This window comes from Brachybacterium sp. FME24 (genome assembly GCF_014897705.1).
GTDB lineage: Bacteria > Actinomycetota > Actinomycetes > Actinomycetales > Dermabacteraceae > Brachybacterium.
Map to the genome: position 1 here is coordinate 113,459 of NZ_JABUXV010000012.1, position 15,623 is coordinate 129,081.

Sequence of the window (15,623 nt, forward strand, 5' to 3'; positions counted from 1 at the left end):
CGTGCGGGGGATCGTCCTGGAACGGGGCACCCACCGGCCGGTGGATGCCCCGCACCTCCCTGCTCACCCGGCAAGCAGGACCCGCCTGTCAGAGCAGTCCGCGCACTCGTTCCACGATCGCCTCGGTGCTCACGCCGTAGCGATCGTTGAGCGTGGGAAGGGCGCCGGCCTCGAGGAACTCGTCGGGCAGAGCGATCGGGGTGATCTTCTCTCCCAGGCCGTGGCTCGCAACGGTCCGGGCCACGGTGTCGAACAGGCCTCCCACCACGGAATGGTTCTCCGCGGTGAGGACCAGGCGGCCCTTGCCGAGCTGTGCGAGCAGGGCCTGTTCATCGAAGGGCTTGATGGTGGGGGAGTGCAGCACCGCCACGCCGATGCCGTCCTTCTCGAGCTCCTTGGCGGCATCCAGGACCCGTTCGGTCATCAGGCCGCTGGAGACGACCAGGACGTCCGCGCCATCGCGCAGGAGCTTGGCCTTGCCGAGCTCGAACGTGTAGTCGTACTCGTCGAGCACAGCAGGCACCTTGCCGCGCAGAAGGCGCAGGTAGGTGGGGCCCTCCGACGCGGCGAGCTGCGGGACGGCCTGCTGGATGTCGATCGCGTCGCAGGGGTCCACGATGGTCAGGTTCGGCACGGCGCGCAGGATCGCGAGGTCGTCGGTGGCCGCGTGCGAGGGCCCGTACCCGGTGGTCAGACCGGGCAGCGCGCACACCAGGTTGACGTTGAGATTCGCCTCGGCGATGTCGAGCAGCAGGAAGTCGTAGGCGCGACGGGTGGCGAACACCGAGTAGGTGGAGGCGAACGGAACATAGCCTTCCATCGCGAGACCGGTGGCTGCACCGACCAGAGCCTGCTCGGCCATCCCGATCTGGTAGAACCGCTCGGGCATCGCGTCGCGGAAGATGTGCAGGTCGGTGTACTTCGCGAGGTCCGCCGAGAGGCCGACGATCCGTTCGTCCTGCTGTGCGGCCTCGACCAGGGCGTGGCCCAGCGGCGCGGAGACGGTGCGCTGACCGGACTTGGCGAGGTCGGCGCTCATCGCCCCGGAGCGGAGGTTCTGGGTGGGGGGTGTCTGATTCATCGTCCCGTGGTCTCCTTCAGCGCCTCGTGGCTCTCGGACAGCTTCTCGTGGGCCTGCGCCCATTCCTCCTCGGTGACCTTCATGAAGTGCAGCTTCTCCCGCTCCTCGAGGAAGTCGACGCCCTTGCCGAGCGTGGTGTCGACGATCAGCACGCGGGGCCGCGGGTCGTCGGTCTCGCGCAGCGCGATGAGGTTCTCCAGCAGTGCGGGCACGTCGTGGCCGTCGCAGCGGCGGGCAAACCACCCGAAGGACTCGAACTTCTCGGTGACCGGCTCCATCGACAGCGTCTGGGTGGACTTGCCGTCGGCCTGCTGGTCGTTGAAGTCGACGATCGCGATGAGGTTGTCGAGGCCGTGGTGGGCGGCCACAGCGGCGGCTTCCCAGGTCGACCCCTCGCCGAGCTCACCGTCGGAGAGCAGGTTGTACACGAAGCGGTCGGACCCCTTGCGCTTCAGGCCCATGGCCACACCGTTCGCGATCCCGAGGCCGTGTCCGAGCGAACCGCCCGAGATCTCGACGCCCGGGGTGTAGGTGCGCATCGAGGACATCGGGAAGCGGGAGTCGTCGCTCGCGTAGGTCTGCAGCTCCTCGACCGGGAAGAACTTCGCCTCCGTCAGCGCCGCGTAGAGGGCGAGGGCGTAGTGGCCGATGGACAGCTGGAAGCGATCGCGGTCCTCGCTCTCGGGGTCCAGCGGATCCAGGTGCAGCTGGTCGGCGTACAGCACGGCCAGCACGTCGGCGATGTCGAGGGCCTGGCCGATGTAGCCCTGGCCCTGCACCTCCGCCTGGATCAGCGCGTACTGGCGGATGCGGTAGGCGGCCTCGCGGATGCGAAGGATCCGCTCCGGATCCAGCGGCGGCTGAGTGGACGTCACAGTCATTCTTCTCCTCGGGTGGTGGTCTCGGTCTTCGGGGACGGGGCGCGGGAGATGCGGCGCCAGCTGTCGAAGTGCTCGGCCATCGCAGCGGCGACAGCCTCCCGGCGGCGCGAGCGCAGGGCGCGGGTGATCTCGAAGTGCACGGAGTCGCTCGCGAACATGGCGGGCACCTCGCCGCCGTTGGCCGCGATCTCCTTGCTGATCACCACGCGCCGTCGCTCCAGGAGCAGGTCATGCAGGGTGTGGTTCATGCCGCCCGCGATGTAGCTCATGATCGGGTTGCCGATGATCTCGAACAGGGCGATGTGGAAGGCATGATCGGCCTTCAGGCCGCCCACGAAATCGCGATTGGAGGAGGCATCGACCATCGCGTAGACGAGGTCCTCGAGGTCATGGATCTGCTTGTCGGTGACCCGTTCGACCATCCGTGGTGCGATGGCGACCTCGAGGATCTCCCGCGCCTCGGCGAGCTGGGAGATCGTCACCATGCCGGCCCGCAGCATCAACTCGAACACATTGCCGCTGCCACCGTCGAAGGATGCGGTGACCAGGATGTTGCCGTGCCCCTGCACCTTCTTGAGCATGCCGAGCATCTGCAGGCCGGAGAGCCGCTCCCGCACCCGGGCCCGCGACATGCCGCTGACTTCGGCGAGCCGACGTTCGGTGGGTATCAGGATGCCGCCCTCGACAGCGGTGCCCTCGGTGACGAGGCTGTCGAGGAACTCGAGAGTCTCAGCGTCCACCTGACCTCCTTCGGTCGGCGTCGTGGCGGGCCTGCGTGGCGTGATCGGCCGGAATCCGGTGGTGGCGCCGTCGATGTGGGGATGATGCAAGCACGCGCCGTCAGGGCGGGCAATCACCGTGCGCCTCACCGGCCGTCGGCCGACGAAGATCAGTGCAGGTCAGAGGGGGAGGCCGAGCCACAGGAATTGGTCGACCATTCTGTCACGGGTGGCCGGGAGGTGAACCTCGGGTCCCGCCGGGAGAAGTGGTCTGACCAATAAAGCGGCACTTTTGGGTCCCTGAGCAGGACTGTTGTGTCGAGACCTGGGTCACGGGGGCCGCCGGCAGTTGTCCGACCATTCGATCGCTCATAGCGTCTGCTCGATCCGACCCGGGCCGAGCGCCCATCCACACCGACGTGAGGGAAGTGCACCGATGCACACACAGCCCGCTGGCAGCCAGGCCAGAACAGCAGTCATCACCGGCGGCGCCGGCCCCCGCAGCATCGGTCGCGCCACCGCCGCCCGCTATGCCCGCGAGGGCTGGGCCGTGGCGATCCTCGACCTCGACGGAGACGGCGCCCGCACTCTCGCCGGCGAGCTCGCTGCCGAGCACGGTATCGCCGCCCAGGGGTACGCCCTCGACGTCACCGACTCCGCCGCGGTCAACGAGGTCGCCGCGCAGATCGCGGACTCGGACCTTCCGCCCGTCGGCGCGCTCGCGAACATCGCCGGCATCCCCTCCCCGGTCCCGTTCCTGGACGTCGACGACGCACTGTGGGACAAGGTCATCGCCGTGAACCTGACCGGTTCCTTCTACACCTGCCGCGCCTTCCTGCCGGCCATGCTCGAGGGCGGCTACGGCCGCATCGTGAACATGTCCTCGGTGTCCGCGCAGCAGGGCGGCGGGGTGTTCTCCAAGACCCCGTACTCCGCGGCGAAGGCAGGCGTGCTGGGCCTGACCCGATCGCTCGCCCGCGAGATGGCCCCGGAGGGCGTCACCGTCAACGCCGTCTCCCCGGGCGCCGCCGACACCAACATCCGCGGCAACACCACCGAGGAGTCGGAGGCGGCGCTGTCGGCCTCGATCCCGATGGGCCGCCAGGCCACGGCCGACGAGATCGCCGCGCTCGTGGTGTGGCTCTCGAGCGAGGACGCCGGCTACATCACCGGCACCACCCAGGCCATCAACGGCGGCGCGTACATCTCATGACGACTCCCACCGCGCGCGTCGGCCTCTCGACGATCTCGTTCCGGCACCGCCCGCTGGCGGAGGCGCTGCGGCTGATCGCGGAGACGGGTGCGCGCGAGATCGACCTGGGTGCGATCCCGGACGTCACCGACCACGTGCCGGTTCCGTTCGACGGGGAGCCAGCGGATTACGTCCGGGCGATCGAGGCGGCAGGCCTGCGAGCGGGAGCGGTCAACACCGATCCGGGAGACCTCAACGACCCGGAGCTGTCCGCGCAGTCGCTCACGGCGGTGATCGAGCCGCTGGTGCGGCTCGCCGCAGCCCTCGGGGCAGCGCTCATCGTGCCGGCCGGCCGCGCCGATCACGCCCCGGTCCTGGACCACGAGACTGACCTGGACAGGATCGCCGAGAATCTCGGCCTGATCTCGCGACTCTGCGCGACGCACCAGGTGCGGCTGCTGGTGGAGGTGCTGCACCACCGCCGGTACGTCCACACCGTGGCCGACGCCGACGCGCTGCTGGCACGCTGCGCTCCCGAGCAGTTCGGCGTGCTCTTCGACGTCTCCCACGTGGTGGCCTCGGCCGAGGACCCACTGGCCTGGGCCCACCACCTCGGGGACCGCATCGAGCGTGTCCACCTGCGCGACGCCGTACCCGGAGACCTCAACCTCTCCCTGGGCGCCGGCGACGTGGACTTCCCGGCACTGGTGGGGACCCTCGAGGACCAGGGCTTCACCGGCACCTACATCCTCGAACTGGAGACCCATGACGTGGCGGAGGAGGACCGCGAGCAGGACGTGCGACGCAGTCGCATCGAGATCGCCGAACTGCTCGAGCCGACTCTCTGAGCCCCGATGCTCTGAGGCCCAGTCCACTCAGACCCCGCCGCCCGGTGGCCGGACCACCGCAACGGCCCTGAGCATGCCTCCCCGCCGCTCCGACGCTCCGTCGGCCCGGCCCACCGCGACCCCAGGGACTGCAACGACGCTCCCTGCCCCCAGGAGGAACCCATGACCCTTCCACGATCCCCGGGCCGCCGCGATCTTCTGCGCGGCGCCGCCCTGGCCGGACTCGCCGGCGTCGGCCTCAGTGCCTGCGCCGGAGGCGACGGCCCCCGCCGCACCGACTCGGTGCGCATCATCCTCGGCCACGGCGCCGCCCCCGGGAATCCCCGGTCCGAGGGAGCTCTGGCCTTCCAGCGACTGGTCTCCGAGAAGTCCGGCGGCGAGGTCGAGATCCAGATCCTCGGTCAGGAATCGGTGGGCAGCGACACGGAGATGATGGTCTCCGTCGCCGCCGGCACCTTGGACATGTCGATCAACTCGCAAGGACCCTTCGCCTCGTACGTGCCGGAGGCCGCTCTGGTCGGTCTTCCTTTCCTGTTCGAGACGTCCGAGCACGCTTACCAGGTGCTCGATGGCCGCATCCAGGAAAGCATCGCGACCAGGGCCGAGGAGAAGGGCTTCCACGTGCTCGACTTCTGGGACAACGGCATGCGCGACATCACCAACTCGGTGCGACCGATCGACAACCCCGAGGACCTCGCCGGGCTGAAGATCCGTACCCCCGACGACACCATGACCATCGACATCTTCCGCGAGCTGGGCGCCAACCCGACCCCGATGGCCTTCGGCGAGCTGTACCTGGGCTTGCGCCAGGGAGCGGTCGACGGTCAGGAGAACCCGGTGGTCAACATCTTCAGCTCCTCCCTGCAGGAGGTGCAGTCGCACCTGGCGGTGACCGGCCACAAGTACGAGATGAACCCCTTCGTCATGTCCACCTCCCGCTGGGAGAACCTCGATACGAACATCCGCACCCTCATCGAGGAGGCCTCGGTGGAGGCGCTGGCGGAGCAGCGGAGCCTGATGCTCGAGCAGAGCACGGAGATCTACGCGGAGTTCGAGGAGATCCTCGAGGTCACGCATCCCGATCGGACGGTGTTCCGCGAGGCCACCGCCCCGGTGTACGACCGCTGGCAGCAGGCGCATCCGGACTTCTTCGACGAGATCACCGCCGCTGCCGACGACACCCGCGCCGAGCACGAGGAGCGTGCAGCATGAGCCGAACCTCCCCTGTCCCGCCCTCGGGCATCCAGCGCGATGCCGTCATCACCGAAGAGGACCTCGCGTCCCTCGACACCTCCGAGGGGCATTGCGACGACGCCTCGCCCGAGGAGCCGATCAACGCGGTCTGCGCGCGGATCGGTGGCTGGATCGCGATGATCGCCACCGTGATCATCGTGGTGCTGGTGACCGTCGCGGTGGTCATGCGCTACTTCCTGAACTCCTCGCTGCCGATCGCGGCGGAGGGTCCCACCTACCTCTTCCCCTGGCTGATCGCCGGCGGCGCCATCGTGGCGCAGGGCAGCCGCGGCCACATCGCGGTCGACGTCCTGGTCAGCAGGCTGACGGGTAAGGCCCAGGAACGGGCGCAGATCGCGATCTGGGCGTTCTCGACCCTGCTGCTGGCCTACCTCACCTACCTCGCGGTGTATCTGATCCCGCCGATGGCGGACCAGTCCACCCCGATCATGGGCTGGCCCCAGCTGGGCAGCTTCAGCGCCTTCATCGTGATGGTCGCCGTGATGGCTCTCCAAGCAGGTGCCCGCACCGTCCACTACATCCGTCACGGGGTGCCCGGAGAGGGCATCGGCGCCGCGCATCCGGGCGGCCCGGATGCTCCGTCCGCCCAGCACGACGGCCCGACGCAGGACTCGCCGAAGGAGAACCCCGGTGCTTGAAGCTCTTCTCGCAGTCGCCGTCTTCATCATCCTGCTGCTGCTCGGCATCCCGGTCGCCTTCGCGATCATCGCGGGCGCCGTCGTCGGCCTGTTCGCCGTGGGCTCGCTGCCCATGGAAGGGCTCGCGCAGCAGTCGTTCAGCCCGGTGGGGGACTACTCCATCCTGGCCATCCCCTTCTTCATCCTCACCGCGGACCTGCTGTTCAGCGGCAAGCTCGGCGCGCAGGTGATCGGCCTGGCCACTCGGGTGGTCGGCCGCCTGCGCGGTGGTGTGGGCATGACGAGCGTGCTGACCAACGCGGTCTTCGCCGGCATCTCCGGCTCCGCGGTGGCCGACGCCACCGGCATCGGCAAGGTGGTCATCCCGTGGACGAAACGGCTGGGCTACAGCGGCGGCTACGCCACCGCTGTCAATGCGTCCGCCTCCTCGCTCGGCGTGATCCTGCCGCCCTCGATCCCGATGATCCTGTTCGCCTCGGCCTCCGGTGCCTCGGTGGCGGCGGTGTTCACCGCCGGCATCGGCCCGGGCCTGCTCGGCGCGGCCCTGCTGCTGGTGGGCTGCTGGCTGGTGGCCTGGAAGGCCGGTTTCCCACGGGTCAAGGCGAAGTTCACCGCGAAGCGTCTGCTGATCGATCTGCTGTTCGCAACCCCCGCGATCCTGATCCCGATCATCCTGATCCGCATCGTGCTGTTCACCGGTATCGCCACGGTGACCGAGGTGTCGGTGCTGGCAGTGCTGTACGCCCTCGGCGTGCGAGTGCTGCTCTACCGTGATCTGAACGTCGCACAGTTCAAGAAGGCACTGGTCAACTCGGCCTCCTCGAGTGCCGTGGTGCTGCTGCTGATCATGTTCTCCTCCGCGCTGGCGTGGCTGCTCACCATCCAGGAGGCCCCGCAGGCACTGGCGGAGACTCTCACCTCCACGCTGCAGGCGGACTGGCTGGTCATCCTCGCCATGATCCTGATCCTGCTGGTCGTCGGCATGTTCCTGGATATCTCGCCGGCGATCCTGCTGCTCACCCCGGTGATGCTGCCGGTGGCGAACGCGATCGGGATGGACATGATCCACTTCGGCATCATCATGGTGGTGACCCTCGCGATGGGCCTGTACACCCCGCCGGTGGGGACCACGCTGTTCATCTCGGCCTCGATCGGCAAGGTCCCGATCCTGGAAACGGCGCGGGCGCTGCTGCCGTTCTACGGGCTGGGACTGCTGGTGGTGTTCCTCGTGGCGTATCTGCCCGGACTGCTGTTCATCGTCTGACGCTCGGGCACAGAATCCGCAGCGGGGACGGCCCTCTCGAGGGGACCGTCCTCGCTGGAGGCGGAGAGGTCGGGCACTGCCGCTGTCTCCTGAGCTCCGGGTGAGGGATCTGCCCGGGGCTCGCGCACGCAACCGGATCCCGTCAGCGCGTCACTGAAGGCGTTCGAGCACCCCGTCCAGCAGCGCGGGAGTCGCCCGGTCCACGAACTGCAGCACGCGGGAGGAGTCCGCAGCCGGCGTGAGGGCGGGGACGTCGGATCCGGTGAGGACGGTCCCGGCCAGGAAGACGACGACCAGGCCGATCACCAGCCCGAGCACTCCGCCGAGGAGGCGGTCCACGATTCCCAGGTGGAGGCGATCGGCGCCGCGGCGCACCATGTGCCCGATCCTGCCGCCGACACCGCTGCCGATGAGAAGGAGCAGGACGAACGAACCGATCACGGCCACGCTGCGCCACGGTGGATCGATCGCGTCGGAGATGTGGGGCATCGCCCAGATGGCAGCGGCCGCTCCGGCGGCGAGGCCGAGCAACGCCCCGAGGGAGGCCGCGAAGCCCGAGCGCAGACCGGAGGCGAGGGTACCCAGCAGGATCAGCACGATCACTGCGTCGACGATCCAGACCATCGGGCCACCTTCTTCTCGCGTCTGCCGGTCACGTGGGTGGGGGCATCCTGCCATGGCGAACCTGGATGGGTCGTGAGCCCCACTGTTCACCTCGACGACGTGGCACCAGGTTCCGCAAGGGAGGGCTTTCGTCCGGGCGGGAACGGAGGCATTGCCGCGGGTGCCGCCTCGTGCGAGCCTTGCGGTATGTGCAGGAACATCAGGCCGCTCCATAACTTCGCCCCGGAGGCCACGTCCCAGGAAGTGCATGATGCTGCGCTGCAGTACGTGCGCAAGGTCAGCGGGATGACCAAGCCTTCCCAGGCCAACACCGAAGCCTTCGACCGTGCCGTCGCCGAGATCTCCCACGTCACCGAGCATCTGCTGGCGGAACTGGTGACCTCCGCGCCGCCGAAGGACCGTGAGGTGGAACGGGAGAAGGCGCGCGCCCGCACCGCCAAGCGATTCCCGGAGACTGCCGCGTCCTGAGACTGCTCCCGGTGGTGCGTGCCCTCGGGGGAGCCTGCGGGCCGAGGTCCGTCAGGGCTCCGTGACGAATCCCTGCTCGACCATGAACTCGAAGGCGACGTCGGCCGGCAGCTCGCCGCCCTCGTCGACCCGCAGGTTCAGCGAGCGCAGCGCGTCGTCGGTGAGGGTGGGGGTCACCTGGTCGTAGACGTCGGCGAGCTCCGGGTAGGTCTCGAGGGTGCTCGTGTTGAGCACGGCGGCCACGTTGTAGGCCGGGAAATAGCCGAGGTCATCCTCGAGCACCGTCAGGTCGAGGCTCTCGATGCGGCCGTCCGTCGTGAAGACCTCGCCGAAGTTGCAGGAGCCGCGATCGGTCGCGGTGTAGACGGCGCCGGTGTCGTAGATGCTGATGTTGTCCACGGGGACGCCCTGAGGATCGTCGCGCGGGATGCCGTACGTCTCGAGCAGAGGGATCAGACCGTCGGCTCGGGAGTTGAACTCGGCCTCGACGCAGATCGTGCGGTCCTCGACGGGCAGGTCCGCGAGCTCGCTGAGCGTCGAGATCCCGCCGAGCTCCTCGACGGCCTCCGAGCGCACCGCGAGGGCGTAGGTGTTGTTCAGCGGCGCTGGCTCGAGCCAGGTCAGCCCGGCCGTGGCGTCTTCGTCGCGCACGGCTTCCCACTGCTCCGTCTGGTCCGGGATGCCCTCGGTCTGGCCCATGTAGGTCAGCCATGCCGTGCCCGTGTACTCCCAGCTCATGTCCGCCTCGCCGGAGGTCATGAGCTCGCGTGCCGGGACGCTGCCGGGCACGTTGGTGAGGTCGATGACGTCGAAGCCCGCGGCGCTCGCGGCGATGACCCCGATCTTCCCGAGGATCAGCTGCTCGGTGAAGTTCTTCCCGGTCACGGTGATGCTCGCGCCGGACGGCAGCCCCTCGATGGGCGTGATGGATCCTGGGGCGACGTCGGGGGTGTAGGCGGTGGCCGGGCGCAGGCCACAACCGGCCAGGGGGAGCAGGGCGAGGCCGGCGAGCGCCCCGAACTGCCGGCGCCCGAGGCGGCCTCCGACGCCGGGGAAACCGGGGACGCGGGTCATGGTGGACGGTCTGTCGGGGCGGGTGCCGGGCATGGTCACAGTCCCTTCGGTCGGGCGACGTGCTCGACGACGCGTCCGAGCCAGTCGACGATCAGCGCGAGGAGGGCGATCAGCAGGGCGCCGGCGATCAGGACGGTGAAGAGGTAGAGGTTGACGCCGGTGGTGATGAGCAGGCCCAGGCCGCCGCCGTTGACGAAGGCGGCGAGGGAGGCGGTGCCCACCAGGAGCACCAGGGCGGTGCGCACTCCGGAGAGCATGACGGGCACGGCGAGCGGAAGCTCCACGCGCCAGAGCACGGAGGCCGCCGTCATGCCCATGCCGCGGCCGGCCTCGACGAGTCGTTGGTCGACGCCGCGGATGCCGATCATCGTGTTGCGCAGCACCGGCAGCACGGCGTACGCCACCAGCGCGATGATCGAGGCGCGGAAGCCGTTCGGGATCAGTGCTGCCAGCAGCACGATGAGACCGATGGCGGGAGCCGACTGGCCGAAGTTCGCGATCCCGAGGACGGGCTCGGCCACGATCCGCAGCGGTCGCCGGGTCAGCAGGACTCCGAGCGGGATCGCGATCAGGAGCACGAGCACCGTGGCGACGAACGTCAGCGCGAGGTGCTGGCCGGTGAGGTTCAGGAGCGAGGTGGGGTTCAGCGTGTTCCGCTCGGCTTCTGTCAGCGGGGCGACGAGGAGCCAGATCACGAAGCCGCCGAGGATCGCGAGCAGCACGGCGATCTGCACGCCGAGCGCCTTCCAGCCGCGAAGCGTCTCCGCCGCGGCCGCGGAGGCCCCGGAGGTGCTGATCGTGGTGGTCTCCTCAGGCATCGGGTATCGTCCCCGCGATCTCGCCGCTGTCGGTGGTGACGGCGTCGAAGGTGCCGGTGTTGGTGCCGACGGGGGCGTCGCTCGAGCGTTCGGAGGCGGATTCGCGGGCCGCCCGGATCGCGTCCATCACGGTCTCCACGTCCACGACGCCTTCGAGCACGCCGCCGCGACCGGTGACGAGAGTGGCGCCTGCGCTCGAGACGAGCATGGTGTCCAGTGCGTCGTTGAGGGTCGCGCCGGAGCCGACCAGGGGGATCGACGGGTCGACCTCCGTCGGCAGCTGCTGCATGCGGGACAGGGCTCGGCGGGAGGGCCAGGCGATGGGGCGGCCCCGGGAGTCGGTGACGACGACGTGGTCGTGCCCGACCTCCTTCGCGCGGCGCAGCGCGTCGGCCGGGTCCCCACCGGCGGAGGTGACCACCGCATCGGTGACCTCGACCTCGCGCACCCGGCGCAGGGCGAGCTGCTTGAGCGCCGCTCCGGAGCCGATGAAGTTCTCGACGAACTCGTCGGCGGGCTCGGCGAGGATGCGCTCGGGGGTGTCGTACTGGACGATCTGCGCGCCCTCGCGGAAGACGACGATCCAGTCGCCGAGCTTGACGGCCTCGTCGAAGTCATGGGTGACGATGACCATCGTCTTGCGCACCTCGTGCTGGATGCTGATGAGCTCGTCCTGCAGGCGCTGCCGGGTGATCGGATCCACCGCGCCGAACGGTTCGTCCATGAGCAGCACGGGCGGGTCGGCGGCAAGTGCCCTGGCCACGCCCACGCGCTGCTGCTGGCCACCGGAGAGTTCCTTGGGGTAGCGGTTCTTGTACACCTCGGGGTCGAGCCCGACGAGGTCCAGCAGCTCGTCGATGCGGGTGGCGATGCGGTCCTTGTCCCAGCTGAGCATCTTGGGCACGATCGCGATGTTCTGCGCGACGCTCATGTGCGGGAAGAGGCCGCCGGCCTGGATGACGTAGCCGATGCGGCGGCGCAGCTCGTCCCCGTCGATCGAGGTGACGTCCTCGTCGCCGAGCATGATGCGACCTTCGCTGGGCTCGATGAGCCGGTTGATCATCTTCAAGGTGGTGGTCTTGCCGCAGCCGGACGGGCCCACGAGCATGACCACCTGGCCCTCGGGTATCTCGAGGTTGACGCCGTCGACGGCTGGGCGCTTCTGGCCCGGGTACCGCTTGGTGACGTTGTCCAGGCGGATGGAGCGCCCGGAGATCGCATGGTCCTCGGGTGAGGTGGCGTGGTCGATGTCAGTCACCGGATGCCCTTCGAGGTCGTGAGTCGGCCGATGCCGAGGAGGATGAGGTCGAGGATCAGCGCGAGGAGCACGACGCCGACGGTGCCGGTGATGACGGATTCGATCGCGCCGGCGCCGCCGAGGCGGGAGAGGCCTTGGAAGATGAATCCGCCCAGGCCCGGGCCGAGGACGTACGCGGCGACGGCCGCGACGCCCATGACCATCTGTGCGGAGATCCGTACGCCGCTGAGGATCACGGGCCAGGCCAGCGGCAGCTCGACGCGCAGGAAGATGCCCAGGCGGCTCATACCGAGGCCGCGGGCCGATTCCACCAGTGCGGAGTCCACGTTCGAGAGGCCGACGACCGCGTTGCGCAGGATCGGCAGCGTCGCGAAGAAGACCACGACGACGACGGCGGGAGCGACGCCGAAGCCGAAGGGCGCGACCATGAGGCCGATGAGGGCGAAGGAAGGGATCGTCAGACCGACGGCGCTCACCGCGTTGGCGATGCCTCGCCCGGTCTCGCTGCGGTGCACCAGCGCGGCGAGGACGATCGCGATCAGGGTGGCGATTGCCACCGACTGGGCGACGAGGCTGAAGTGCTGGAGGGAGGCGAAGAGGATCTCACTGGATCGTGAGCGGACAAATTCGCCGATGTTCACGTCAATCGCCTCAGATGTTGTCTCGGATGCGGACCGGATATTCGCTCGCGGAGCATTCCCGGTTCTTCTCTCGAGCTCCTGGTAGTGGTCGACGCTAGGCGGCTGGACGTGGGAGGGCAAGCGGGGAGCGCCGTATCGGGGTGGTGCGGGGCTCTGGGCCGACCGGGACGACGGTCGTCTCGAGGCGCGTTGGGGGAGGTCAGGGGCTGGACTTGAGGTGGAGTCGCAGACCCCGGTCACGATGGGGTAACGGACGGGCGGATGATGCGATCAGCACCCGGATCACCATGACACCGATGATCGATCGAGTCTTTCGTGCGCTGATCTGCTCCCAGCACTCCGTGTCCACGAACACGTCGACGACGTCGTGGCCGCATGCACCTAGCGCACGTGGCACGTCCTCAGGTAGCTCAGGAACGAGGCCTGCAGGCCGGTGAGGTGCGTCTCGTGCAGCATCGAGCGAGAGAGATCCTGCGATCGTCCCGTGCCGCGGAGCTTCTCCACGGCTGAGAGCACGTTGCGGGCTATTTCTCGATAGATCGGGATATCACCGAGGAGCTCGGCTTCGTTGAGCGTGATGTGCAATCGCTGATCGGCTCGGTCCTGCTCATTGTTCGGGAGAGCGTCGATCAGGGGGAAGATCTGGCTGTCCGGGCTCGCGATGCCCGGGGTGCCCGCACCGAAGGTCGCGAACGGGGCTGCCGCTCGCAGCCAGGCATAGAGGGCGAAAAGACCTCCGTAGGAGTAGCCGAAGAGGCCGTGCCCGGACTCGCTGACACGAAACTGCGATCGCAGCCGAGGGTGGAGCTCGGCGGTCAGGAAGTCGAGGAAGATGTCGGCGCGAGTGTCCGCCAGGTTCGCGAGGTACGCCTCCGCGTCCTCCTGGGTCATCGCGCCCGTGTCGCGAGCCGAGTTGACGACGGCCACCATCTCGTCGCTGACAGGCTCGCCCGGCGGCACCAGATCGCGGTTGCGGAGCTGCGCCCAGGCCGCGGCCTCCTCGCCGGCGTAGCCGATGCTGACTTGGATGTACGGCGCAATCGTGAGGTACGGGTCGGCCTGGGTGACGATGAGTGGCGCGGTGAGGCCGACGCTCCAGTTCCCGTCGACCACGTAGATCAGCGGCAGCGGGTCTGTGGAATCCGCGTACCCGGGTGGTGTGGTCACCCAGACGCCGTAACGGTGTCCCGACTGCGCGGTGGTCTCGAAGTACTCCGTGTCCGGCAAGCAGCCGTGCAGCATCTCGTTCATCGAGCGTCTCCTTTCGTCGTGCAGCCGATCATGACCGCAGGTGTTGCGGGCTCCGGATCACCGAGAACCATCGGGGCCTGGAGCGGGGCGTGCTGCCAGCCGGTGATGTCGGCCTGGTGGGCACCACTGTCCAGGGCCGCAAGACGCCATCCTCAACAGTGGTGAGTTCGATGTGCGATAACCTACTCAACAGTGGTGAGTCCGTCAACGGGAGGTGTCATGAGATCGCCGATCGGGGAAGGGCGGGAACGCTTGCTGCACGCGATGTTCGAGGAGTTCGGCGAGAACGGCCCCGGCGCGAACCTCTCGATGCGCCAGGTCGCCGAGCGGCTCGATGTGCATCACACGCTGCTGACCTATCACTTCGGATCACGGGCAGGCCTCATGGCTGCTGTCCTGTCGGAAGCACGCCGCCGCGACAACCTTGTCCTCGCCGCGGCCGACCCCGAGATCGGGTTCGTCCCCCTGTGCAGGACGATCTGGAGCTTCTACTCGGACCCTGCGCACGAAGATCGAACCCGTGCCTTTCACCATCTGGTCGGACTCGCGGTCTATGAGCCCGACGCGTTCCAGGAGTTCGTCGCCGATGTCGACGAGCTGGCACGCCTCCTCGAGGAGGCAGCTCTCCGCGACGGATTCACGCCGACGGACGCGAGGCAGCAGAGTCTGATCGCCGTCTCCTGCCTGCGGGGCCTGCTGCTGCAGAGGCTGCTGAACCCTGATACCGAGATCGACGCCGCGGCGGAGCGCTTCATCGGGTCGCTGGCGGCCTCCCAGCGGACGTCCACGCAATCGTCCGCCGGGGTGGCCGGTGAGGAGGCGCGCTCCAGCTGATGCGAGTCACGACGCTTGTGATTCCTGGCCATCAGGTCTCAGCCCGTGGCGAGCACGGCCGTGCCCCCTTGAGCCGCCAGCATCAAGGGTGAAGCAGGGTAGAGGGGGCCTGGCCCCGGTGGGAGGCGGCGGTCAAGTGCGTGACGAGCGTGGAACATCTTCTGCGGCGCCCGAGGATCCCGGTACTGTGCTGAGGTGCCGGCCGCAGCCGCCCGGCACCCGCGCGCTCGATCGCTTCGCGCGTTGATCCTCGACTTGTTGGGACGCCACCTTGGAACACATCACCGTCGCCGGTCACCCCGAGCCCTTCCCTGCCTCCGCCGTCGCCGAAGCTCTCCTCCAGCAACGGCTCGAGACCGCCCGCGAAACCCGTGGCGCCGCGGCGGCCGAGAACCTGGAGGTTCTGGTCGGCACACGGATCGGGACTCTGCTCGAGGAGGGCATGCCCAGCATCGACCTGGCGACCATGCGGTCCATCGTCGACTTCGTGGAGACCCCCGAGGAGGAGGACACCGCTACAGGCGTCGGGCGCGCGCTGCGCGGGGTCAAGGAGAAGCTCGCCCAGCGGGGCGGGCCCGTGGGGGGCTGACCCCCGATCTGCCGCGTCACGATCACGCCGGCCGTGGAGCAGGCGCGGCTGCTCGGGTGCATCGCTCGAGAGGTGTCGCCGTCGGAGAGCCGTGGCCAGCGCGTGGCCCGGCTGCGCGGTTCGGGCCGGGTGACGTCGAGCCCCGTTATCCCGCGCACCTCCTTGACTCCTGATCGCCCCCGGGTGTCT

At 68.7% G+C, this 15,623-nt stretch carries 17 protein-coding genes; 8 read left to right on the forward strand and 9 right to left on the reverse strand.

Annotated elements, in window-relative coordinates:
• Positions 1–88: 88 nt before the first annotated feature.
• From INT51_RS14710 to INT51_RS14720, 3 genes are read right to left on the reverse strand one after another with little or no spacing between them, the layout of a single operon-like run.
• Positions 89–1,081 (reverse strand): transketolase family protein, encoded by a 993-nt coding sequence (locus tag INT51_RS14710; RefSeq protein WP_193106076.1) that lies wholly within the window; start codon positions 1,079–1,081, stop codon positions 89–91.
• The gene (locus tag INT51_RS14715; RefSeq protein ID WP_193106077.1) at positions 1,078–1,962 is read right to left on the reverse strand and encodes a transketolase; all 885 of its coding nucleotides are present in this window, start codon (positions 1,960–1,962) and stop codon (positions 1,078–1,080) included. The genes INT51_RS14710 and INT51_RS14715 overlap by 4 nt, the downstream gene beginning before the upstream one ends.
• Entirely contained in the window at positions 1,959–2,702 is a 744-nt protein-coding gene (locus tag INT51_RS14720) for a FadR/GntR family transcriptional regulator (RefSeq protein ID WP_193106078.1), read from the reverse strand. The genes INT51_RS14715 and INT51_RS14720 overlap by 4 nt, the downstream gene beginning before the upstream one ends.
• A gap of 415 nt (positions 2,703–3,117) precedes the next feature.
• Between INT51_RS14720 and INT51_RS14725 the strand changes: the two genes are divergently transcribed.
• The 5 genes from INT51_RS14725 (at position 3,118) to INT51_RS14745 (ending at position 7,877) form a co-directional block, all read left to right on the forward strand.
• Complete coding sequence (locus tag INT51_RS14725) at positions 3,118–3,894, forward strand: SDR family NAD(P)-dependent oxidoreductase (protein WP_193106079.1); 777 nt, start codon at positions 3,118–3,120, stop codon at positions 3,892–3,894.
• On the forward strand, positions 3,891–4,721 hold the full coding sequence (locus INT51_RS14730) for a sugar phosphate isomerase/epimerase (protein ID WP_193106080.1): 831 nt from the start codon (positions 3,891–3,893) through the stop codon (positions 4,719–4,721). Before INT51_RS14725 ends, INT51_RS14730 begins: the two co-directional genes overlap by 4 nt.
• A gap of 162 nt (positions 4,722–4,883) precedes the next feature.
• Positions 4,884–5,933, forward strand: a complete 1,050-nt coding sequence (locus INT51_RS14735; protein ID WP_193106081.1) for a TRAP transporter substrate-binding protein — start codon at positions 4,884–4,886, stop codon at positions 5,931–5,933.
• The gene (locus tag INT51_RS14740) at positions 5,930–6,613 is read left to right on the forward strand and encodes a TRAP transporter small permease (protein ID WP_193106082.1); all 684 of its coding nucleotides are present in this window, start codon (positions 5,930–5,932) and stop codon (positions 6,611–6,613) included. The genes INT51_RS14735 and INT51_RS14740 overlap by 4 nt, the downstream gene beginning before the upstream one ends.
• Complete coding sequence (locus tag INT51_RS14745) at positions 6,606–7,877, forward strand: TRAP transporter large permease (protein ID WP_193106083.1); 1,272 nt, start codon at positions 6,606–6,608, stop codon at positions 7,875–7,877. Before INT51_RS14740 ends, INT51_RS14745 begins: the two co-directional genes overlap by 8 nt.
• A gap of 150 nt (positions 7,878–8,027) precedes the next feature.
• Here the strand turns inward: INT51_RS14745 and INT51_RS14750 are convergent, their stop codons facing one another.
• Entirely contained in the window at positions 8,028–8,501 is a 474-nt protein-coding gene (locus tag INT51_RS14750; RefSeq protein ID WP_193106084.1) for a CvpA family protein, read from the reverse strand.
• A 186-nt stretch (positions 8,502–8,687) separates the two neighbouring features.
• Here INT51_RS14750 and INT51_RS14755 point away from each other — a divergent pair, with 186 nt between their 5' ends.
• Positions 8,688–8,969, forward strand: a complete 282-nt coding sequence (locus INT51_RS14755) for a DUF2277 domain-containing protein (protein WP_193106085.1) — start codon at positions 8,688–8,690, stop codon at positions 8,967–8,969.
• A 51-nt stretch (positions 8,970–9,020) separates the two neighbouring features.
• On the opposite strand, the gene INT51_RS14760 is transcribed toward INT51_RS14755, so the two are convergent.
• From INT51_RS14760 to INT51_RS14780, 5 genes are all read right to left on the reverse strand, one after another.
• Positions 9,021–10,043, reverse strand: coding sequence for a glycine betaine ABC transporter substrate-binding protein (locus INT51_RS14760; protein WP_193106086.1), 1,023 nt, complete (start codon positions 10,041–10,043; stop codon positions 9,021–9,023).
• 35 nt (positions 10,044–10,078) lie between these two features.
• Positions 10,079–10,861 carry an ABC transporter permease gene (locus INT51_RS14765; protein ID WP_193106087.1) on the reverse strand — a complete coding sequence of 261 codons (783 nt, stop codon included), beginning with the start codon at positions 10,859–10,861 and terminating at the stop codon, positions 10,079–10,081.
• A complete protein-coding gene (locus tag INT51_RS14770) occupies positions 10,854–12,119 on the reverse strand; it encodes an ABC transporter ATP-binding protein (RefSeq protein ID WP_304502207.1) in 1,266 nt (421 codons plus the stop codon). The genes INT51_RS14765 and INT51_RS14770 overlap by 8 nt, the downstream gene beginning before the upstream one ends.
• Positions 12,116–12,754 (reverse strand): ABC transporter permease, encoded by a 639-nt coding sequence (locus tag INT51_RS14775; RefSeq protein WP_193106153.1) that lies wholly within the window; start codon positions 12,752–12,754, stop codon positions 12,116–12,118. The genes INT51_RS14770 and INT51_RS14775 overlap by 4 nt, the downstream gene beginning before the upstream one ends.
• A gap of 387 nt (positions 12,755–13,141) precedes the next feature.
• Positions 13,142–14,011, reverse strand: coding sequence for an alpha/beta hydrolase (locus tag INT51_RS14780; protein ID WP_193106088.1), 870 nt, complete (start codon positions 14,009–14,011; stop codon positions 13,142–13,144).
• A gap of 219 nt (positions 14,012–14,230) precedes the next feature.
• Between INT51_RS14780 and INT51_RS14785 the strand changes: the two genes are divergently transcribed.
• Positions 14,231–14,845, forward strand: a complete 615-nt coding sequence (locus INT51_RS14785; RefSeq protein ID WP_193106089.1) for a TetR/AcrR family transcriptional regulator — start codon at positions 14,231–14,233, stop codon at positions 14,843–14,845.
• Between the two features lie 271 nt (positions 14,846–15,116).
• On the forward strand, positions 15,117–15,434 hold the full coding sequence (locus tag INT51_RS14790) for a hypothetical protein (protein WP_193106090.1): 318 nt from the start codon (positions 15,117–15,119) through the stop codon (positions 15,432–15,434).
• The last annotated feature ends 189 nt before the right edge of the window (positions 15,435–15,623 follow it).

What these genes read in the sequence shown, in the direction of transcription:
- INT51_RS14735 (WP_193106081.1), top strand. Translation starts at nt 4,884, where the DNA reads ATGACCCTTCCACGATCCCCGGGCCGCCGCGATCTTCTGCGCGGCGCC.
- INT51_RS14785 (WP_193106089.1), top strand. Translation starts at nt 14,231, where the DNA reads ATGAGATCGCCGATCGGGGAAGGGCGGGAACGCTTGCTGCACGCGATG.
- INT51_RS14780 (WP_193106088.1), bottom strand. Translation starts at nt 14,011, where the DNA reads ATGAACGAGATGCTGCACGGCTGCTTGCCGGACACGGAGTACTTCGAG.
- INT51_RS14760 (WP_193106086.1), bottom strand. Translation starts at nt 10,043, where the DNA reads ATGACCCGCGTCCCCGGTTTCCCCGGCGTCGGAGGCCGCCTCGGGCGC.
- INT51_RS14710 (WP_193106076.1), bottom strand. Translation starts at nt 1,081, where the DNA reads ATGAATCAGACACCCCCCACCCAGAACCTCCGCTCCGGGGCGATGAGC.
- INT51_RS14725 (WP_193106079.1), top strand. Translation starts at nt 3,118, where the DNA reads ATGCACACACAGCCCGCTGGCAGCCAGGCCAGAACAGCAGTCATCACC.
- INT51_RS14730 (WP_193106080.1), top strand. Translation starts at nt 3,891, where the DNA reads ATGACGACTCCCACCGCGCGCGTCGGCCTCTCGACGATCTCGTTCCGG.
- INT51_RS14755 (WP_193106085.1), top strand. Translation starts at nt 8,688, where the DNA reads ATGTGCAGGAACATCAGGCCGCTCCATAACTTCGCCCCGGAGGCCACG.
- INT51_RS14715 (WP_193106077.1), bottom strand. Translation starts at nt 1,962, where the DNA reads ATGACTGTGACGTCCACTCAGCCGCCGCTGGATCCGGAGCGGATCCTT.
- INT51_RS14765 (WP_193106087.1), bottom strand. Translation starts at nt 10,861, where the DNA reads ATGCCTGAGGAGACCACCACGATCAGCACCTCCGGGGCCTCCGCGGCC.
- INT51_RS14740 (WP_193106082.1), top strand. Translation starts at nt 5,930, where the DNA reads ATGAGCCGAACCTCCCCTGTCCCGCCCTCGGGCATCCAGCGCGATGCC.
- INT51_RS14750 (WP_193106084.1), bottom strand. Translation starts at nt 8,501, where the DNA reads ATGGTCTGGATCGTCGACGCAGTGATCGTGCTGATCCTGCTGGGTACC.